Source organism: Rhizobacter sp. P2_D12, from assembly GCF_056404395.1.
In genome coordinates this window covers 1-19,584 of record NZ_JBFUEB010000009.1, presented here as the reverse complement: position 1 = coordinate 19,584, position 19,584 = coordinate 1, and the positions used below count along the sequence as shown (strand labels likewise).

Genomic DNA, 19,584 nt, shown 5'->3' with positions numbered 1-19,584 from the left:
CGCATTGGGTCATGCGTTTGCCGGTTGCAGGCGATCAATGTCCGACTCCATGGCCGCAAAACTCTTGACTGCAGTCAAGATTCAAAAATTGCGGCCTGCTGGTTGACCCGCATAGGGTCGGATGGGCGCGCCTCGCGCAACCTATAGTGCAGCGACCCCGAACCGACCAGGAGATCGCATGAGCATCGTGGTGACCCGTGACCGCACGGGCAAGATGAAACACACCGTGTCGGTGCGCCAGCACCGCATCGTCGTCGACGAACCCGAATCGAACGGCGGYGAAGACCAGGGGCCGACGCCGCACGAGCTGTACGACAGCGCACTCGGCAGCTGCAAGGCGCTGACGGTGCTGTGGTACGCGAACCGCAAGCAGATCCCGCTCGAGGACATCGAGGTGACGGTCGAGACCGACAACAGCCAGGAGCGGCAGGGCGTCTACAAGCTCAGCGTGACGATGGCATTCGGCGGCCCGCTGACCGACGCGCAGCGCCAGGAGCTGCTGAACGTCGCCGCCAAGTGCCCGGTGCACCGCCTGATGACGCAGGCGACGACCGAGGTCACGACCGTGCTCGCGCCGGCCACAGGCGCACCGCCAGTGCCAGCAGCGCGCTGACGCTGGCCAGCGTCGTCACCGCGATCCAGCCGCCGCGCGCCAGCGCCACGCTGCCGAGCCCGGAGCCCAGGGCCATGCCGATGAACACGACGGTGAACAGCACCGCATTGAGCCGGCTGCGCGCTGCGGGATCGATGCCGTAGACGATGGTCTGGTGCGCGATCAGCGACATCTGGATGCCCAGGTCGAAGCCGACCGCACTGACCGCCAGCAAGGCCAGCTGCGCTTCGCGCGGCAGCAGCGGCATCAGGCCCATCACCGCGAACGACAGCAGCACCAGCAAGGCGCCGCCACGGGTCACGATCTCGGGCCCGCGCCGATCGGCGATGCGGCCGGCGATCGGCGCGGCCAGCGCGCCGGCGGCCCCGGCCAACCCGAAGGCACCGGCCGCCGCGCTGCCCATGTGGAAGGGCGCGCCATGCAGCATCACCGCCAGCGTCGACCAGAACGCGCTGAAGCCGATCGACAGGAAGCCCTGCGCGAACGCCGCGCGGCGCAGCGTCGCGTGCTTCTTCCACAGCGTGCCGAGCGAGCGCAGCAAGGCGCCGTAGGCCAGCTGCGTGGTGGGCCGCAGGCTCGGCAGGCCGCGCCATGCGGCGGCACCGATCAGCGCGATGCTGGCGGCGGCCAGCACGAACATCGTGCGCCAGCCGAAGACCTCGGCGACGACGCCGCTGACCACGCGCGACAACAGGATGCCCATCAGCAGCCCGGTCATCACGCTGCCCACCACCTTGCCGCGGTGGGCGTCGGGCGCGAGCGTCGCGGCGGCGGGCACGATGTCCTGCGCCATCGTCGCGGCCAGGCCGATCGCGAGGCTGGCCACCAGCAGCAACGCGGCCGACGGCGCGGCACCGGCCAGCAGCAGCGCGGCACACAGCGCCGCGGCCTTGATGACGATGATGCGGCGCCGGTCGAAGCGATCGCCCAGCGGCGCCAGCAGCAGGATGCCGAGCGCATAGCCGAGCTGCGTCATCGTCGGCACGAAGCCGATGGCGCGGCCGTCCGGGCCGAGCTCGGTGCCCAGCACGCCGAGCATCGGCTGGCTGTAGTAGAGCGACGCGACGGCGAGGCCGGCGCCGGTGGCCAGCAGCAGCACCAGTGGCGTCGACAGCCGCGGCGCCTTCGCGTGCGCCGGGGCGTGTGTATGCGGAGTGGGTATGGAAGACATGGCGGGCAGTGTGCCGGGCGGCCCCAGGGCATGGAAGCCCCGCGCGCGGCAGAACTGCTATACGCTTGGCGTATGAGCAAGGCCTCCGCCACCGTTCCGAAGCCCGCGCCGGTCGCGGCCGATCGCATCGAGCTGATGCAGACCTTCGTGCGCATCGTCGAGGCCGGCAGCCTGTCGGCGGCGGCCTTGCAGATGGGGGCCACGCAGCCCACCGTGAGCCGCCGGCTGCAGGCGCTGGAGCGTTCGCTGGGGCTGCGGCTGCTGCAGCGCTCGACGCATGCGATGAAGCTGACCGAGGACGGCGCGCGCTGCTTCGAACGCGCGAAGGAACTGCTGGAGAGCTGGCAGGCCTTCGAGTCCGAGCTGCGCGGCGTCGGCGACGAGCCGGAGGGCGTGCTGCGCGTGGTCGCGCCGCATGCCTTCGGCCAGCAGCTGCTGATCGGGCCGCTGGGCGACTACATGCGGCGCTATCCGCGCGTGACGGTCGACTGGCTGCTGCACGACCGGCCGCACCAGCGCACGCCGGATTTCATCGGCGAGGGCATCGACTGCGCGATCCAGGTCGGAGAGGTGACCGATGCGTCGGCGGTGGCGATCCGGCTGTCCGAGGTGCCGCGCATCGTCGTCGCGGCGCCCGCGGTGCTGCGCGGCGGCGCGTTGCCGGCGCATGCGGCCGAGCTGGCGGCGCTGCCGTGGCTCGCAGCGCGCAACTTCTACCGCACCGAGATGCTGCTGACCCATGCCGGCAGCGGCGAGGTGTGCGGCGTGTCGTTCCACCCGAAGCTCAGCACCGACAGCCTGTATGCGCTGCGCAGCGCGACGCTGCAGGGCCTGGGCGTGGCGGTGATCTCGGCCYGGATGCTCGGCGAAGACCTGCAGCAGGGCCGGCTGCTGCACCTGGCGCCGCAATGGGTGGCCAGCCCGCTGCCGGTCTACCTGGTGTATCCGCATGCGCGCTTCTACCCGGCCAAGCTGCGGCGCTTCATCGAGGCGATGCGTGCCGAGCTGCCGGCGGCGGTGGCGCGCGTGACGCGGCCTGCGTGACACTGTGGGCATGAGCATCCGGCAATCCCTCGGCCTCGTGTCGCTGGTCGTGCGCGACTACGACGAGGCACTCGCGTTCTACGTCGGCAAGCTCGGCTTCGAGCTGGTGGAAGACAAGCCGGTGCCGCAGCAAGGCAAGCGCTGGGTCGTCGTGCGTCCGCGCGGCGACTCCTCGGGTGCGCAGCTGCTGCTGGCGCGCGCGAGCAACGCGCACCAGGCCACGCGCATCGGCGACCAGACCGGGCAGCGCGTGTTCCTGTTCCTCTGCACCGACGATTTCGAGCGCGACCACGCGGCGTATGTCGCCCAGGGCATCCGCTTCGTGCGGCCTCCCGAGCAGCAGCCGCACGGCCGGGTCGCCGTGTTCGAAGACCTGTACGGCAACCTGTGGGACCTGATCCAACCGGTTCCGTAGCCCGGCTGCCGCTCAACCCGCCAGCAAGGCCTGCCCGATCTGCGCCGAGCGCACGGCGGTGATCGACAGCAGCGTGTCGCTCAGCCCGTGCGTGGTCTCGCAGGCCCCCTGCAGGAACACCCCCGGCAGGAACTCGCGCGGCCCGATCACGCGGTAGTCCCGGTCCACCTCCAGCCCGCCGAGCCACGGCGACAGCCGGCCCAGCAGCGCATGGTGCTGCTCGCGCGCATAGCCGGTGGCCAGCACCACCGCGTCGTAGCGCTGGCTGCTCTCGCGCGAGGCATTCACGTCGAGCAGGTTCAGGTGGATCCCGTCGGCCGCCGCCCGCACGCTCTGGATCTCGTGCCGGCTCAGCAGCCGGTGGCGCGCCTCGCCGCTGACGCGCTGGTCGTAGAACACCTTGAAGATCTGCTGGATCAGCGCCAGGTCCGGGCAGGCGTAGTTGGTGTGGCGGAACTCGCGCAGCAGCGCCCCGCGTTCGGCCTGCGGCCGCGCATACAGGTGGTCGACGAAATCCGGGTTGAAGATCTCGTTGACGAACGGGCTGTCGTCCGCCGGCTTGATCGCCCGCGCCCGCATGACGAGGTCGACCTGCGGCGCGTTCGGCCGGCCATGCAGGTCCATGAAGAGCTCGGCCGCGCTCTGCCCGGCACCGACGATGGCGATGCGCTGCGCCGCGTCGTTGCGCGCGATGCCGCTCAGGTAGCCGCTCGAATGCAGCACCCGCGCATCGTCCTGCAGCCCGTGGAACGCCGGCGGGATGTTCGCCGTGCCGCCGATGCTCACCACCAGGTTGCGCGCGAGCCGCTCGTGCAGCGTGCCGGCCGCATCGCGCGAGCGCACCCGCAGCAGCTCGACCTCGCGCCCGCGCTGCTCGGGCAGCACGTCGATCACCTCCTCGCCATAGGCGCAGCCGGCGTCGAACTGCGCCGCCGCCCAGGCCAGGTAGTCGTTGAACTCGCGCCGGCTCGGATAGAAGGTCTTCAGGTTGATGAAATCCTGCAGCCGCTGCTTCTCGTGCAGGTAGTTCACGAAGGTGAAGCGGCTGGTCGGGTTGCGCAGCGTCGCCAGGTCCTTCAGGAACGAGATCTGCATGTGCGCATGCGACAGCAGCATGTCCGGGTGCCACGCGAAGGCGGGCTGGCGCTCGATGAACATCGCGTCGACCGGCTGGCCGGCGCGCCGGCGTTCGTCGAGCGCGATCGCCAGCGCCAGGTTGGACGGCCCGAAGCCGATGCCGATGAGATCGTGGACGTGCATGCTCAGCTCCTGGCGGGTACCGGTGCCTCGTCATCGCGGGGCCACCACAGCGTGTCGGTGAAATAGCGCTCGCGCAGCAGCATCACCAGCATCGCGCGCTTGTGCGGGAAATCGAACTCCTTCAGCTTCGCGTAGCCGCTGCGGTCGAGGTTGCGCAGCTGCTGGCGGTGGTCGGCACGCGGTTCGCCCACGATGCGCCGCGTGCGCGGATCGGCCAGGAACAGGTAGTGCGAGATCGAGGTCAGCCACGCCGTCGCGAAGGCCTTGCCGCGGAACGACGGCTCGCCGATCAGCACGTGCCAGCCGCGGTCGTGGTCGTCGGCGTCGTAGAACGGTGCGATGCGGTTCTCCTTGGCCCAGTAGGTCTCGAAGTAGCCGAAGGGTTCGCCGTCGATGCAGGCGATCATCGCCTGCATGTGCGGGTCGGCGGCGATGGCCTCGAGGTAGCGCCGGTGCTTCGCGAGGTCGCCGGTCTCCTGCCAGACCTGCGCGACGTCCGGGTCGTTCATCCAGCGGTTGAAGCGCGGCAGGTCGGAGGCGATGTCCAGGCTGCGGAACGAGAACGTGCCGGCCAGCCACGGGATGTGGCGCTGGTACAGCGTGCCTTCGCGCTTGACCGGCCGGCGCGGATGGCGGCGCTCGCCGGTCAGCGTGTACTGCAGCGGCATCGGCGGCATCGCCTGCGGCAGCCACAGCGGTGCGTGCTGGAAGAACATCTCGCGGTGCACGCGCTGCTGCCCGCGTGGCGCCGGCAGCGCGAGGCCCTCGGCGACCAGGCTCGCGGCGGGTGCGAAGGGCGGCAGCAGCGTCAGCGCGCGCACGCCCGGGTCGAAGGTGAAGGCGGCCTCGAGCACCGCCAGTTGCTGCGCCGCCGACGGCTCGCCGGCACACGGGCCTTGCCACTGCAGCGTGGCCTCGCCGGCCTGCTGCGCCAGCTGCCAGCGGGCGCGGGCGCCATGGTGCACCGCCTCGACGACGAGGTGCCCGCCTTCGCGCAGCACGCGCAGCGGCTGGCCGCAGGGGTGGCTCACGCAGCCCGGGGACGGGCGCTCGAGGACGGGACGGGAGGGGATGCCGGGACTCATGCTGACCATGACGAGCCGCGCGGCGCTTTGTTCAGGCCTGAACAACGGGCCGGCCGGTTCGTCTAGCAGCACATGGCAAAGGCAAGATTGGTCTACATCGGGTCGCTGCGCAACGCCGCGGCCGACCGGGCAGGGCAGCTCATCGAGTTCAAGGGCGGGCTGCGCTACATGGCGTCGCCGCTCGAGTACCTCGCCGGGGCGCTGGACGGCAGCGCGCTGGGCGATGCATACTCGCTCGAAGCGGTGATCTTCGACGACGACGAAGGGCTGGCGGCGGACCGCGAGAAGCTGAAGGACTATGGCTTCTCGTACCAGCCGAGCCGGCGCTGGTTCTTCCCGCCCGGGCTGCGCGCGCAGGGCCGGCTGCTGCTCGACCTGATGCGCCCGGTCACCTCGGACTACCGCCGCCTGCCGCTCGGCGCGCCGGCGCGCACGGCCGGCAAGAGCGGCTTCGAGGCGCGGCTGCTGCACACGCTGGTCGAGCTGCAGGCGGACGTCGTCGTGCTGGACGGCCTGCTGGTCATCCTCGACGAGCTGGTGCGGCCCGGGGCGCCGTTCGAGCGGCGCATCGTCAACATCCACCCGGGCATCACGCGCGAGGGCTCGCCGTTCCAGCGCCGCGGTGCCTGGGCGACGCTGGATGCGCTGCACGGCGCGCGCGGGCAGCGCATGGACTGGCGCACGATGACCGCGACGCCGGTCGAGCCGGTGCGCCGCACCGGCGCGTCGTTCCACTACGTCGACACCGGCATCGATTCGGGCGAGGTGATCGTCGACGTGCTGGCGACCGACATCGACCCCGCCGACACCATCCTCGAGCTGCGCTGGAACAACTTCCAGCGCAGCCTGTTCCCGGCGCTGCACCAGGGCCTGGCCGCGCTCGCCCCCCGCTGAAAGGCAGCCGATGCATCCCTCGATCCGAATCGCCGCGCTCGCACTGGCCATGCTGGCCGAGACCGTGCAGGCGCGTGCGCCGGCCGTGGCCACCGAGATCCGCCGCACCGCGGACGGCATCCCGCATGTGCGGGCGGGCAGTTGGCGCGAGCTGGGCGTCGGCATCGGCTACGCGCAGGCGCAGGACGCGCTGTGCACGCTGGCCGAGGCCTTCGTGACCTACCGCGGCGAACGCTCGCAGTACTTCGGTGCCGAGGCCCGCCCGGTGCGGCTGTCGACCTTCGGCCGGCCGGCCAACCTGGACCTGGACTTCTTCTTCCGCGCGTTCGCCGACGACGCGATGCTGGCGCGGGCCCGGGCCGCGCACCCGCCCGAGCTGCTCGAATCGGCGGCGGGTTTCGCGGCCGGCTACAACCGCTACCTGGCCGAGGCGCGCCGCACGGCGGCGACGCCGCCGCGCCAGGCCTGCCTGCATGAGGCCTGGGTGCGCGAGATCGGCGTCGACGACATCGTGCGGCGCTTGTACTCGGCGCAGATCGCGGCGGGGTATGCGCGCTTCATCCCGGAGCTGGTGAATGCGGTGCCGAGTGCGACAGTCGGCGCGGCGGCCGGCGACGGCAGCCTGCGGGCCCACCTGGCGCCATCCATCGGCGACCAGCCGGCGCTCGGCAGCAACATGCTGGCCTTCGGCGGCCAGGCGACCGGCGAGCGCGGCGCGGTGCTGTTCGGCAACCCGCACTGGTACTGGGGCGGGCCCGATCGCTTCTACCAGATGCACCTGAGCATTCCGGGCCGGGTCGACGTGGCCGGCGTGGCCTTCCTCGGCGTGCCGCTGGTGATGCTCGGCTTCAACGCGCACGTCGCCTGGAGCCACACGGTGTCGACCGCGCGGCGCTTCGGGCTGTTCGACCTGGCGCTGGACCCGGCCGACCCGAAGCGCTACCTGGTGGACGGCCGCAGCGAGGCGATGCAGGTGCGGGCCGTCACGGTGTCGGTGCGCGGCGCCGACGGCACGCTGCGCAGCCAGACGCGCACGCTGTACCGCAGCCGCTTCGGCCCGCTGCTCGACCTGGGCCGGCGCGCGGCGCCGTACGGCTGGGGCACGGCCCATGCGATCGCGCTGCGCGACGTCAACGCCGACAACTTCCGCGTGTTCCGCACCTTCTTTGCCTGGAACCAGGCGCGCTCGCTCGACGACTTCATCGCGATCCAGCGCCGCGAGGCCGGCATGCCCTGGGTCAACACCGCGGCGATCGGGCGCGGCGATGCGCGCGTGTGGCTGGGCGACGTCGGCGCGCTGCCGAACGTGCCGGACGCGTTGCGCGCGGCCTGCGCCACCCCATTGGCGCAGGGCTTCGCGGCGCTCGACCCGGTCACGCCCTTCCTCGACGGCAGCCGCTCGGCCTGCGACTGGCAGGCCGATGCGGCCGCGGTGCAGCCGGGCGCGATGCCGGTGTCGGCCCAGCCGGGGCTGCTGCGCGAGGACTACGTCGCGAACATGAACGACAGCCTGTGGCTGGCGAACGTGCACCAGCCGCTGGAGGGCTTCGCGAAGGGCCTGGGCGGCGAACGCCAGGCACTGTCTCTGCGCGGGCGGTTGGGGCACCGGATCGCACAGGAGGCGATGGTGGCGCCGCGCTCGGCCGCGGCCCTCGAGCAGCGCCTGCGGCAGGCGGTGCTGGCGCCGCGGGCCTTGTCGGCGGAGCTGTTCAAGGCAGAGCTGCTCGGCCCCGCATGCGCCACGCCGGCGAGTGCCGACATCGACCGCGCCTGCGAGGTGCTGAAGCGCTGGTCGGGCCGCGCCGATGCCGATGCGCGCGGCGCGCTGCTGTGGGATGCCTTCTGGGCGCGGCTCGAAGACATCCCGCCGGCGGAGTTCTTCCGCGTGCCGTTCTCGCGCGCTGCACCGCTGGACACGCCGCGCGCGCCGAACGGCGACGACCCGCGCGTGGCGCAGGCGCTGGCGGCCACCGTCACCGCGTTTGCCGAACGCGGCTGGGCGCTCGACGCGCCGCTGGGCAGCCGGCGCTTCGTGCAAGCCGGCGGCAAGGCGGTGCCGCTGTACGGCGGCTGCCATGGCGCCGGCTACTTCAGCGTGATGTGCGACGGCGACGACACGCACCCGATCGGGCCGGACGCGGTGGCCAACACCTACCTGCAGCTGGTGCGCTTCGGCCCGCGGGGCGTGGTGGCGCACACGCTGCTGGCGCACGGCGAGGACGAGACGCTGGGCGAGGGCGGGGCCTTGGCCCGCTACGCGCGCAAGGACTGGTTGCGCTTCCCGTTCCGCGAGGACGAGATCGCGCGCGATCCGGCGCTGCGCACGACAAGGCTTCCGTAGCCCGGATGCCAATCCGGGATGTGTCAGGCAAACCCCGGATTGGCATCCGGGCTACGCAACGGGCAGGCGCTGCAGTACGCCTCTCCAGGCAAGCGATAGAACAGGCAACACTGCCGGTGCAACGGAATGGTCCGCGACGCACCCGGATGCGGCCGCTGCCGAGCCATCAGCGGGTTCGTCCGCCCGTCATGCCACAGCGGCCGGCCCAGCAGCGTGTCGCGGTCGAGCGCCACGTGCGGTGCGTGGCCGCTCAGCGCGAGGCCCTGCTCGAACAGGCCATCGAGCCGGCGCGCGAGGTTGCCCCACAGGATCTTCGGCGCGACCCGGGAGCAGCGTGCGAGCTGCGCGAACAGGGGCGCCAGGTGCAGGTCGACCAGCGGGGCCAGGCGCTCGGCGCAGCCGCTGCCCGGATGCGCCCGGCCGGCATGGCCGATGTGGAAGCTGCGCGGCGCCGCATCGTCGTCGCCGACCACCACCCGCATCTCGTGCGGCGCGGTCGGGAACACGTGCTGCAGCACGCTCGCCGCCGCCACCACCGGCGGCAGCAGCGCATCGAGGTAGGCGAAGCACCAGCTCGACGCCACCGCCCGCAGGTCGGCGGCGGCCACGCCGCGGTGGCGGGCGTGGCGGCGCAGCAGCTCGTCCACCCGCGGCGGCTCGTCGATCAGCCGCTGCACCGGCACGGCATCGGCCGGTGGCCGCGCGGCGCACACCAGTGTCTCGCCGAGCGATGCCCACGCACCCTGGAAGATCGGTTGCAGCAACGGAATCATGCCCAGGAGACGAACCACGGGCCGCGCCGTTCAGGCTGAACGCCGGCCGCGCGCGTTCGTCTTGTAGGGCATGAACCCTTCCGCCGAGATCGCCCGCCTGCTGCGCCCCTTCCTGCCCTGGCTGCTGCTGTCCATCGTCACCGGCATGGCGGCCGGCGCCGCGACGGTGGCGCTGCTCGGCACCATCAACCAGGTGCTCAACCGCAGCGGCGGCCTGGCCGGCGGCCTGCTGCTGACCTTCGTCTCGCTGTGCGCGATCGCGCTGCTCGGGCGCGTCGTCTCGGACATGTCGACCAACCTGGTCGGGCAGCGCCTGGTGGCGCAGGTGCGCAAGGCGCTGGCGCAGAAGATCCTCTCGGCACCGATCGACGCGCTGGAACGCTACCGCACGCACCGCCTGATGCCGGTGCTGACGCAGGACGTGGACATGATCAGCGACGCCGGCTTCGTGCTGGCGTCCACCGTGATCGCGCTGTCGATCACGCTCGGCTGCCTGGGCTACCTGGCCTGGCTGTCGCCGCCGATGTTCGGGCTGCTGCTGGTGGCGCTGCTGGTCGGGGCGGCCGTGCAGGCGGCGGTGCTGACGCGCGGCGAGGCCGGCTTCTGGCGCGCGCGCGACGGCGAGGAGCGGCTGCACAAGGCCTACCGCGGGATCAGCGAGGGCGCGAAGGAACTGCGCATGCACCGCGAGCGCCGCTCGCGCATGCTGGCCGGGCAGATCGACGGCACCGTCGACGAGATCCGGCGCGTCAACCAGCGCGCGATCAACACCTACGTGCTGGGCACGGCTTTCGGCTCGGCGCTGTTCTTCCTGTTGATCGCGGTGATCCTGGGCTGGGCGGCGGTCGGCACGGTGGCGCCGCCGGTGCTCAGCGGCTTCGTGCTGGTGCTGCTGTTCCTGAAGGGGCCGATCGACCAGCTGGTCGGCGTGCTGCCGAACGTCGGGCGCGCCAAGGTGGCGTTCCAGCGCATCGGCGACCTGTCGCTGCGCTTTGCGACGCCGGAACCGCACCTGCACCTGGACCGGCCGCCGAGCCCGGTGAGCTTGCGGCATGCGATCGAACTGCGCGGCGTGGGCTATGCGTTCGACGCGCCCGAAGGCGGCGGCGAAGGCTTCGCGCTCGGCCCGGTCGACCTGGCGCTGCGCCGCGGCGAACTGGTCTTCGTGGTCGGCGACAACGGCTCGGGCAAGACGACGCTGGTCAAGCTGCTGCTCGGCCTGTACGCCCCGCAGCAGGGCGAGCTGCTGCTGGACGGCGTGCCGGTGACCGATGCATCGCGCGACGACTACCGGCAGCTCTTCACGACGGTGTTCTCGGACTTCTTCCTGTTCCAGGATCTCGTGGCGGCGGTGCCGGCGGCGGCGCAGCCCTACCTGGAGCGGCTGGAGATCGCGCACAAGGTGTCGGTGCAGGACGGATCGTTCAGCACCACCGACCTGTCGACCGGCCAGCGCAAGCGGTTGGCGCTGGTGCATGCCTACCTCGAAGGGCGGCCGGTGCTGGTGTTCGACGAATGGGCGGCCGACCAGGACCCGGCCTTCCGCCAGCTGTTCTACACCGAGCTGTTGCCGGAGCTGCGCGCGAAGGGGCACACGCTGGTGGTCATCTCGCATGACGACCGCTACTTCCACGTGGCCGACCGCATCGTGCGGATGCGGGCGGGGCAAGTGATGCAGGAGGTGATCAGGCCGGGAGAGGCGCGGGTCGCCTGAGCTTGCGGCCGATCAGCAGCAGACCACCCGCCCACAGCGCCCGCGTGGCCGGCTCGGGGATCGGCGAGATCAGGTAGGCGTGGCCGAAGCGGGTGTTGGCGATGAACTGTCCGGCATCGTTGATGCCGGTGGCTTCGACGAAGAAGTCGCCGTCGGGCAGCGTGAACAGCGTGTCGACGTTGATGACACCCTGGCCGTTGGCCGCGGTGATGAACGCGAAATCGCGGAGCGCGTAGAGGCTGCGGAAGCTGCCGGCGACCTGGCCGACGGCATTGATGTCGCGCGACCAGCTGGTCGAGCGCGGCGTGGTGATCGCCGGGTCGTCGCCGCCGAAGAAGTAGCCGGGCACGCCATGGAAATCCAGCGCGGCGGTGTTGCCGCCGGCACTCCGGAGGGCGGCGTCGATCTCGTTCAGGTTGTCCGGGTTGACCACGCTGCCGGCGATCTGCCCCAGGTTGTTGATGGCGTTGGCGTCGTGCATCGGGACGGGCAGGGCGGCCGGGTTGCTGCCGCCCGGGCCCGTGCCGAAGGCACCCGGCGTCAGCAGGCTGTTGCTGTCGTGGCCCACCACCCGACCGCTGTCGTCGATGCCCTTGCCGATCACGGACAGGCCGTTCACGGTGCCCAGGTTCTGCATTCCCTGGCCGTTCGCGCCGGTGATGTAGCCCTGCCATCGGTCCTGGAAGCCGGGGTTGGTGATCGAGTCGACGGTCGCGCTGCCGATCACCTGGCCCGACGCATTGATGCCGGTGGCGGTGCTGTTGGTGCGGCCGGGCAGGGTGCCCAGGTCGCGCAAGGGCGTGCCGTTGCCGCCGATGAAGCCGCGGAAACCGCCGCCCGCAAGCTGCGAATCGCCCACCACCTGGCCGCTGTCGTTGATCGCCCAGGCCTTGCTCCAGCTGCCGCCGAGCGTGCCCGGACCGGTGAGGCCTGCGCCGTTGGGACCGGTGGCGAAGGCGCGGTAGTCGTCGGTCGACGACCAGCCGTTGATGCCGGCACTGTAGGCGTAGCCGACCACCTGGCCGAGGTCGTTGATGCCGCTGGCGTACATCAGGTCGCCGGCGCCCAGCGTGCCCAGGTCGAACAGCGTGTACGGCGCGGCGCGGGCCGGCGCGACCGCGACCAGCCCTGCGCTCAGGACCAGCGACGAGACCAGTTGCAGGGCGTCCATGCGGCGCTCCTGCTGCCGTCAGGCGCAGGCGGGAACGGACAGGCCAGGCTCGGCGCGGGGCTTGCGCAGCAGCCGCCCGACCAGCAGCAGCCCGGCCAGCCACAACGCGGCGGTGGCCGGCTCCGGCACTGGCGAGATCAGGTAGGCATGGCCGTAGCCGGTGTTGACGACGAACTGCCCTTCGTCGTTGATGCCGGTCACCGACGAGAAGTAGTCGCCGTCCGGCAGCGTGAACAGGCTGTTGACGTTGATCACGCCCTGGCCGTTGGCGCCGGTGATGAAGGCATAGCTGCGCTGCTGCTGGTGGTTCGCGAAGCTCCCGGCCACCTGGCCGAGCTCGTTGACGTCGAATGCCTGGCTGGCGCCCGCCGGGCCGTACTGGCCCGAACCGCCGAGGTAGCCGCCGTTCCAGTTCGGCACACCCTGGAAGTCGAGCAACTGCGCGCCGGTGCTGCCGATGCCGAGGAAGGCATCGCTGCTTTCCACGCCGAGGCGGCCGCTCGCGTTGCCCGCCACCTGGCCGGCGTTGTTGATCGCGGTCGCATCGATGACGTCGGCCGGCAGCGAGTGTGGCGCGCTGCCGTTGGCCGCGGTGACGAAGGCGCCTTGCTGGTTCAGCAGGCTGTCGCCGACGTGGCCGGCGACGCGGCCCTGGTCGTTGATCGCGCGACCGACCAGCGCGACGTTGTTCAGCGTGCCCAGGCCCTGCATGGCCTGGCCGTTGGCGCCGGTGATGAAGCCGCGCACGTTGTCCTGGAACGGGGGCCCGGAGGCGGAATCGACCGACGCGGTGCCGATCACCTGGCCGCTGGCATTGATCGCGACCGCGGCGCTGTTGGTGCTGCCGGCCAGCGTGCCCAGGTCCTGCAGCGTCGCGTGGCCGGTGCCGCCCAGGAAGGCGCGGTAGCCGCCCCCCGCGGTCTGCGAGCTGCCGGCCACCAGGCCGGCATCGTTGATGGCCGCCGCCTTGCTCCAGCTGCCGCCCAGCGTGCCGAGCGCGCTGAGTCCGCCCCCGTCGGCGCCGGTGACGAAGGCGCGGTAGTCGTCGGTCGACGACCAGCCGTTGTAGCCCGCCGTGTAGGCGTAACCCGTCACCTGCCCGCTGTTGTTGAGGCCGGTCACGTACATCAGGTCGCCGCTGGTCAGTTGGCCGAGGTCGAACAGCTGGTACTGCGTGGACTGCGCTTGCGCCGGCAATGCAGTGACGAGGGCCGCGCCCAGCGCGGTGATGGCGAGCAGATGGGTGGCCTTCATGCGATGCCTCCATGGGTGGGTGGTGCGACAGCCGCGCTGCCCGCCGGACTCGACTTCTTCGCCGACCATGCGACGAGCAGCAGGCCGCCAGCCCACAGCACGAGCGTCGCGGGCTCCGGGATCGGCGAGATCAGGTAGGCATGCCCCAGTGCGCTGTTCAGGATGAACTGTCCGCGTTCGTTGACGTCGAGGGCTGCGACGAAGTGGTCGCCATCGGGCAGCGTGAACAGCGTGTCCGGGTTGATCACGCCCTGGCCGTCGGCGCCGGTGATGAACGCGAAGTTGCCGTTCGGCGACGCGAACCGGCCAGCCACCTGCCCGAGCTCGTTCAGCGCGATGCCGTAGCTGGTGGTGTTGAGGTACTGGGTTCCCGCGCCATTCCAGAGGCCGTCGACGTAGTTCGCGACGCCATGGAAATCCAGGTACTCCTGGGTTCCGCCGGGCGTGCCGATGAAGGCCGTGCCGCCCCAGCCCGCGCTGAAGACCGCACGCATGCCGGTCACCTGGCCGGCGTCGTTGATCGCGCCGGCGCTGACGGTGTCGGGGAAGACGGCGCCGGGCGACGTGCCGTCGGGGCCGGTGACGAAGGCCATGTTCGGCCCGGGGCCGAAGGCCGCCGTGAGGCCGGCCACGCGGCCCTAGGCATTCAGGCCGAGGCCTTGCAGCGGTTGGCCGGCCGGGCCGGTGAGGGCGCGCATCGGGCCGGTGGGGGTGTCGGCCATGAAGCCGAGGTAGTCGGCGTCGTAGCTCAGGCGGGGGCTTTCGTAGCGGTTCCAGGCGAGGCCGACCACCTGCCCACGGTCGTTGATCCGGCTGAGCGTGCTCACGCCGCGTCCGTTGAAGGTGCCGACCTCCGTCATCGCGCCGCCGGTGGTGACGTAGCCGCGCGTCGAGCCATCGGCCGTCTGCGAACTGCCCACGATCTGGCCGGCGTTGTTGATGTCGTATGCGGTGCTCCAGCTGCCGCCGAGCGTTCCCAGGCTGCGCAGGCCGCGCCCGTCGATGCCGGTGGTGAAAGCCTGGTACTGGTTGCTCGCCGAGATGCCGTCGTCGAGGCGGTCGCCGTACGAGTGGCCGATGACCTGGCCCTGGTCGTTCAGCCCGGTGGCCCACATGCGCTGGCCGACGGTGAGCGTGCCGAGGTCGAACAGCGCGTACTCGACGGCCTGGGCCGGTGATGACAGGGCGAAACCCGCGGCGAGCGCGACCGACGCCAGCAGGCGCGTTGCTGTCTGCATGTTCTCTTCTCCCTCGCGAACGACGCACCGGCGGCGCGACGTGAATCGACTGTAGGAGCCGCTCCCGAGGCAAGGCAAGGCGAGTTGTCGCGCGTTGGCGTAGGCCGGCTCCTACGCCGCGAGATCCAGGGCGTGGCCGCCGGCATCGGCTGCCTCGGCGCCGGGCAGACATGAAGCGACACCGCGCCGTCATGGCGTCGTCATGGCAAGCGCGGGAACCGGACCCTAGAATTTCAGACCCCGTCCGCTGCGACGGCCCAAGCCCCCTGGAGTCCGATGAAGCCCGCTTTCCTGCCGAAGACCCTTTCGATCGCCCTGGTCGCCCTGGCCCACCTGGCGGCGCATGCCGAGGGTGCCGCGCCGCACTGGGCCTACGCCGGACACGAGGGCCCCGCGCATTGGTCGGAACTCGCTCCCGGCTTCGAAGCCTGTGCCAGCGGCCACCGCCAGAGCCCGATCAACATCGACCGCACCGTGAAGACGGCACTGCCGGCGCTCGAATTCCGCTACGCCAGTGCGGCGCCGACGCTGGTCAACAACGGGCACACGATCCAGGTGAACCTGCCGCCGGGGCAGATGCTGAGCGTCGGCGGCGTGAGCTACGAGTTGCTGCAGTTCCATTTCCACACGCCGAGCGAAGAGAGCATCCGCGGCCGGCGCGCGGCGATGGTCGCGCACTTCGTGCACAAGGCCGCCGACGGCTCGCTGGGCGTGGTGGCCGTGCTGATCCAGCCGGGCAAGCCCACGGCGGCCTTCGAACCGCTGTTCCGCCACCTGCCGCGGGAAGGCRAAACGGTGACCGTGGCCGGCCTGGCGCTGGACCTGGCCGGCATGCTGCCCGCCGACCTGGGCTACTACGACTTCGACGGCTCGCTGACGACCCCACCGTGCTCGGAAGGCGTGCACTGGATGGTGCTGAAGACGCCCGTCACCGTCGGCCGGCGCCAGATCGACGCGTTCCACCACCTGTTTCGCAGCAACGCGCGGCCGCTGCAGCAGGCGAACGAGCGGGTGGTGAAGGAATCGATGTAGCGCCACGCGGCATCTGAAACCCCCTGTTACCCCGGCCGAAGCCCGGCAAGGCGCCGAAAGCGCCTACCCTGCGGGGCGTTCTGAAAACGCTTTCAACGCGTGCTTTCAACGAACGCTCCACAACGTCAAACCACAGGGGGATTCATGGGGAAGATCGTCAACGCCGCCTCGAAGCGCCTGGCCGCGCTGGCCACGGCGGCCTGCAGCCTGGGCATGGCCGCACCGGCATGGGCCGACGTGCCGCCGCTGTCGGTCAGCGGCAACCAGGTGCTGGTGGGTGGGGTGCCCGGCAGCGTGTCGGGCGTGAGCTACTACTGGAGCAACAACGGCTGGCCGGGCGCGAAGTTCTACAACGCCGGCACCGTCGGCTGGCTCAAGTCGGACTGGAAGGCGAAGCTGGTGCGCGCCGCGATGGGTGTCGAGGAAAACGGCGGCTACCTGCAGGATCCGGCCTCGAACAAGGCGCGGCTGAAGGCGGTGGTCGATGCGGCGATCGCCAACGACCTGTACGTGATCATCGACTGGCATTCGCACTACGCGTACCAGTACCAGGCGCAGGCGATCGAGTTCTTCCAGGAGATGGCCCGCACCTACGGCAAGAACAACCACGTCATCTACGAGATCTACAACGAGCCGAAGAACGACGCGAGCTGGAGCGGCAACGTCAAGCCCTATGCGCAGGCGGTGATCGGCGCGATCCGCGCGATCGACCCGGACAACCTGATCATCGTCGGCTCGCCGAACTGGTCGCAGGACGCCGACGTGGCCTCGCGCGACCCGATCACCGGCTTCCCGAACATCGCCTACACGCTGCATTTCTACGCTGGCACGCACGGGCAGTTCCTGCGCGACAAGGCGAGCACCGCGATGAACAACGGGCTGGCGCTGTTCGTCACCGAATGGGGCTCGGTCAATGCCGACGGCAATGGCGGCGTGGCGAGCGCCGAGACCAGCGCCTGGGTCGACTTCATGAAGGCGCGCAAGCTGAGCAACGCGAACTGGGCGCTGGACGATGCGGCGGAAGGCTCGGCCGCGCTGGTGCCGGGTGCCGGCACCACCGGCGGCTGGCCCGAGAGCATGCTGACCGCGTCGGGCAAGCTGGCCCGCAGCATCGTGCAAGGCTGGCCTGCAAGCACGCCGACGAGTTGCGGCAACACGGCCGTGCCCGCCACGCTGCAGGCCGAAAGCTTCTGCCAGATGTCGGGGGTGCAGGTGGAGAGCACCACGGACACGGGCGGCGGCAGCAACCTGGGCTACATCGAGGCCGGCGACTGGATGACCTATGCCGTCGACGTGCCCTCGGACGGCAGCTACCGCGTGTCCTACCGCGTGGCCAGCGCCGGCAGCGGTGCGAGCCTGCAACTGGAGCAGGGCGGTGGCACGCCCGTGTTCGGCACGGTCAGCGTGCCCGCCACCGGGGGCTGGCAGAACTGGACGACGGTGTCCCACGTGGTCGCGCTGAAGGCCGGCAAGCAGGTGCTCGGCATCTCGACGAAGACCGGCGGCTTCAACCTCAACTGGCTCCAGGTGGAGCGCGCCGACGGCGGCGGGTCGACGCCGATCGCCACCGTCAAGGCCAGCACGTTCTCGCAGATGAGCGGCGTGCAGCTCGAGGCCACCACCGACACCGGCGGCGGTCAGTCGGTCGGCTACATCGATGCGGGCGACTGGCTGTCGTATGCCGGCACGCCCGTCACCATACCGAGCACGGGCACCTACACGATCGCGTTCCGCGTCGCGAGCCTGAACGGTGGCGGCTGGTTCAGCTTCGAGGAGGCGGGCGGGGCACCGGTCTACGCGAGCGTGTCGGTGCCGGCCACCGGCGGCTGGCAGAACTGGACGACGATCAAGGTGCCGCTGACGCTGACGGCGGGCACGCACAAGTTCGGCTTCAAGGCACAGGCGGGCGGTTGGAACCTCAACGGTTTCAGCGTGACGCCGGGAGGGCAATGAGGTGCGCTGACCGCAGCGCGTGCTAGCCGGGGCGACGGGCATATGCGGCATCGAACGCCGCCTCGAGCCCCGGATGGATGCCGCGCAGCCGGTCGATGACCGACTTGGCCCAGTCGAAGTACTCCTGCCGGCGGCGCAGCGGCCACGCGGCCGGCGGCGCGGCATTCATGTCCCGCACGTTGCTGATCTTGTCGGCCAGCTTGACCAGCTTGGCCTTGTCGCTGATGTGGGCGGCATGCTCGATCTGCAGGCGCTTGCGTTCGGCCTTCGGCAGCGACTTGTCGTCGGTGACTTCCTCGACGATGGCGCGGATCTCCGCGCCGAACCCGGCCTCGATCTCCGCGGGGGTCGTGTCGGTGTCTTCGACGGTGTCGTGCAGCAGCGCCGCGCACAGCGTCGCGGCGTCGGTGATGCCGCCGTCGCCGGCCAGGATGCAGGCCAGCGTCAGCGGGTGGTTGATGTAGGGCGAGGCGTCCGCATCCTTGCGGCGCTGGTTGCGATGCTTGTGCGCGGCAAAGGACGCGGCACGGAGGATCAATGCGGTGTCGTTCATGCGGCTCTCGGCAAGGTCAGCCCTGATCCAGGGCGAACGGTTGAGGCGCGAGACCATCCGGCGGACCCACGAGGGGATCGGTTGGCGGAGAGAGCGGGATTCGAACCCGCGGGGGGCTGTTAACCCCCACACGCTTTCCAGGCGTGCGACTTAAACCGCTCATCCATCTCTCCGGAGCCGGCGAGTTTATCCCAGCTCCGAGGCCCGTTCGGCCCGCGCAGCCGGGAATTTCGCTCAGGCCTGGCCGGGTCCCTTGGACTTCATCAGCGCCATCGCCGTGCCGATCAACCCGGCCACCTCGGTCATGTTCCCCGGCACGATCATCGTGTTGTTCTTCTGCGCCAGGTGCGCGTAGGCATCCACCGCCTTCTCGGCCACCTTCAGCTGCACCGCCTGTTCGCCGCCCGGCTCACGGATGGCCTCGGCGATCTTGCGGATCGCGCCGGCCGTCGCGTCGGCCACCGCGGTGATGGCCGCTGCCTCGCCCTGCGCGTTGTTGATCTCGGCCTGGCGCGCGCCCTCGGAACGCGCGATCGAGGCCTCGCGCTCGCCGGTCGCGATGTTGATCTGCTCCTGCTTGCGGCCTTCGGACGCGGCGATCAGYGCMCGCTTCTCGCGCTCGGCCGTGATCTGCGCCTGCATCGAACGCAGGATCTCGGCCGGCGGCGTCAGGTCCTTGATCTCGTAGCGCAGCACCTTCACGCCCCAGTTGCCGGCCGCTTCGTCGAGTGCGCTGACGACGGCACCGTTGATCGAGTCGCGCTCCTCGAAGGTCTTGTCCAGCTCCATCTTGCCGATCACCGAGCGCAGCAGCGTCTGCGCCAGCTGCGTGATCGCGAACACGTAGTTGCTCGAGCCGTAGCTCGCGCGCATCGGGTCGGTCACCTGGAAGTAGATGATCCCGTCCACCTGCAGCTGGGTGTTGTCTTTCGTGATGCAGACCTGGCTCGGCACGTCCAGCGGCACCTCCTTCAGCGAGTGCTTGTAGGCCACGCGCTCGATGAAGGGCACGACGAAGCTCAGCCCCGGCACCAGCGTGCGGTCGTACTTGCCCAGCCGCTCGACCACCCAGG

18 protein-coding genes and 1 tRNA gene are annotated in these 19,584 nt (G+C 70.7%); 8 read left to right on the top strand and 11 right to left on the bottom strand.

Features of this window, described 5'->3' with window-relative positions:
- The first annotated feature begins 178 nt into the window (after positions 1-178).
- Positions 179-613, top strand: a complete 435-nt coding sequence (locus AC1DYN_RS04455; RefSeq protein ID WP_477957903.1) for an OsmC family protein — start codon at positions 179-181, stop codon at positions 611-613.
- Here the strand turns inward: AC1DYN_RS04455 and AC1DYN_RS04450 are convergent.
- The gene (locus AC1DYN_RS04450; protein ID WP_477957902.1) at positions 558-1,784 is read right to left on the bottom strand and encodes an MFS transporter; all 1,227 of its coding nucleotides are present in this window, start codon (positions 1,782-1,784) and stop codon (positions 558-560) included. The two genes, AC1DYN_RS04455 and AC1DYN_RS04450, sit on opposite strands and share 56 nt — an antisense overlap.
- Positions 1,785-1,856: 72 nt before the next feature.
- Here AC1DYN_RS04450 and AC1DYN_RS04445 point away from each other — a divergent pair, with 72 nt between their 5' ends.
- Positions 1,857-2,828, top strand: coding sequence for a LysR family transcriptional regulator (locus tag AC1DYN_RS04445; RefSeq protein ID WP_477957901.1), 972 nt, complete (start codon positions 1,857-1,859; stop codon positions 2,826-2,828).
- A gap of 10 nt (positions 2,829-2,838) precedes the next feature.
- On the top strand, positions 2,839-3,243 hold the full coding sequence (locus tag AC1DYN_RS04440; protein ID WP_477957900.1) for a VOC family protein: 405 nt from the start codon (positions 2,839-2,841) through the stop codon (positions 3,241-3,243).
- A 12-nt stretch (positions 3,244-3,255) separates the two neighbouring features.
- On the opposite strand, the gene AC1DYN_RS04435 is transcribed toward AC1DYN_RS04440, so the two are convergent.
- Both AC1DYN_RS04435 and AC1DYN_RS04430 read right to left on the bottom strand, forming a co-directional pair.
- Positions 3,256-4,503: a lysine N(6)-hydroxylase/L-ornithine N(5)-oxygenase family protein gene (locus AC1DYN_RS04435; protein WP_477957899.1), complete on the bottom strand. Its 1,248-nt coding sequence runs from the start codon at positions 4,501-4,503 to the stop codon at positions 3,256-3,258.
- A gap of 2 nt (positions 4,504-4,505) precedes the next feature.
- Complete coding sequence (locus AC1DYN_RS04430) at positions 4,506-5,534, bottom strand: GNAT family N-acetyltransferase (protein ID WP_477957898.1); 1,029 nt, start codon at positions 5,532-5,534, stop codon at positions 4,506-4,508.
- Positions 5,535-5,660: 126 nt separating this feature from the next.
- On the opposite strand from AC1DYN_RS04430, the gene AC1DYN_RS04425 reads away from it, so the two are divergent.
- Together AC1DYN_RS04425 and AC1DYN_RS04420 are read left to right on the top strand one after the other, a co-directional pair.
- Positions 5,661-6,482, top strand: coding sequence for a N(5)-hydroxyornithine transformylase PvdF (locus tag AC1DYN_RS04425; RefSeq protein ID WP_477957897.1), 822 nt, complete (start codon positions 5,661-5,663; stop codon positions 6,480-6,482).
- A 10-nt stretch (positions 6,483-6,492) separates the two neighbouring features.
- Positions 6,493-8,823, top strand: a complete 2,331-nt coding sequence (locus tag AC1DYN_RS04420) for a penicillin acylase family protein (protein ID WP_477957896.1) — start codon at positions 6,493-6,495, stop codon at positions 8,821-8,823.
- 23 nt (positions 8,824-8,846) lie between these two features.
- Here the strand turns inward: AC1DYN_RS04420 and fhuF are convergent, their stop codons facing one another.
- The gene (fhuF, locus tag AC1DYN_RS04415; protein ID WP_477957895.1) at positions 8,847-9,596 is read right to left on the bottom strand and encodes a siderophore-iron reductase FhuF; all 750 of its coding nucleotides are present in this window, start codon (positions 9,594-9,596) and stop codon (positions 8,847-8,849) included.
- A gap of 70 nt (positions 9,597-9,666) precedes the next feature.
- Between fhuF and AC1DYN_RS04410 the strand changes: the two genes are divergently transcribed.
- On the top strand, positions 9,667-11,310 hold the full coding sequence (locus AC1DYN_RS04410) for a cyclic peptide export ABC transporter (RefSeq protein ID WP_477957894.1): 1,644 nt from the start codon (positions 9,667-9,669) through the stop codon (positions 11,308-11,310).
- On the opposite strand, the gene AC1DYN_RS04405 is transcribed toward AC1DYN_RS04410, so the two are convergent.
- Genes AC1DYN_RS04405 through AC1DYN_RS04390 form a run of 4 tightly spaced genes read right to left on the bottom strand, consistent with a single transcriptional unit; the run spans position 11,282 to position 14,973 of the window.
- Complete coding sequence (locus AC1DYN_RS04405) at positions 11,282-12,481, bottom strand: hypothetical protein (protein WP_477957893.1); 1,200 nt, start codon at positions 12,479-12,481, stop codon at positions 11,282-11,284. The genes AC1DYN_RS04410 and AC1DYN_RS04405 overlap by 29 nt on opposite strands.
- Before the next feature lie 18 nt (positions 12,482-12,499).
- Positions 12,500-13,735 carry a hypothetical protein gene (locus tag AC1DYN_RS04400; protein ID WP_477957892.1) on the bottom strand — a complete coding sequence of 412 codons (1,236 nt, stop codon included), beginning with the start codon at positions 13,733-13,735 and terminating at the stop codon, positions 12,500-12,502.
- A complete protein-coding gene (locus AC1DYN_RS04395) occupies positions 13,732-14,367 on the bottom strand; it encodes a hypothetical protein (RefSeq protein WP_477957891.1) in 636 nt (211 codons plus the stop codon). The genes AC1DYN_RS04400 and AC1DYN_RS04395 overlap by 4 nt, the downstream gene beginning before the upstream one ends.
- Before the next feature lie 6 nt (positions 14,368-14,373).
- Positions 14,374-14,973, bottom strand: a complete 600-nt coding sequence (locus AC1DYN_RS04390) for a hypothetical protein (protein ID WP_477957890.1) — start codon at positions 14,971-14,973, stop codon at positions 14,374-14,376.
- Positions 14,974-15,249: 276 nt separating this feature from the next.
- Here AC1DYN_RS04390 and AC1DYN_RS04385 point away from each other — a divergent pair, with 276 nt between their 5' ends.
- Positions 15,250-16,005, top strand: coding sequence for a carbonic anhydrase (locus AC1DYN_RS04385; protein ID WP_477957889.1), 756 nt, complete (start codon positions 15,250-15,252; stop codon positions 16,003-16,005).
- Between the two features lie 144 nt (positions 16,006-16,149).
- On the top strand, positions 16,150-17,958 hold the full coding sequence (locus AC1DYN_RS04380; RefSeq protein ID WP_477957888.1) for a carbohydrate-binding protein: 1,809 nt from the start codon (positions 16,150-16,152) through the stop codon (positions 17,956-17,958).
- A 22-nt stretch (positions 17,959-17,980) separates the two neighbouring features.
- Here AC1DYN_RS04380 and AC1DYN_RS04375 read toward each other — a convergent pair whose 3' ends face one another.
- The 3 genes from AC1DYN_RS04375 to AC1DYN_RS04365 form a co-directional block, all read right to left on the bottom strand.
- On the bottom strand, positions 17,981-18,511 hold the full coding sequence (locus AC1DYN_RS04375) for an HD domain-containing protein (protein ID WP_477957887.1): 531 nt from the start codon (positions 18,509-18,511) through the stop codon (positions 17,981-17,983).
- Between the two features lie 82 nt (positions 18,512-18,593).
- A tRNA-Ser gene (locus AC1DYN_RS04370) sits at positions 18,594-18,684 on the bottom strand.
- 61 nt (positions 18,685-18,745) lie between these two features.
- Positions 18,746-19,584 (bottom strand): SPFH domain-containing protein (locus AC1DYN_RS04365; protein WP_477957886.1); only part of this gene is annotated, 839 nt, incomplete at its 5' end.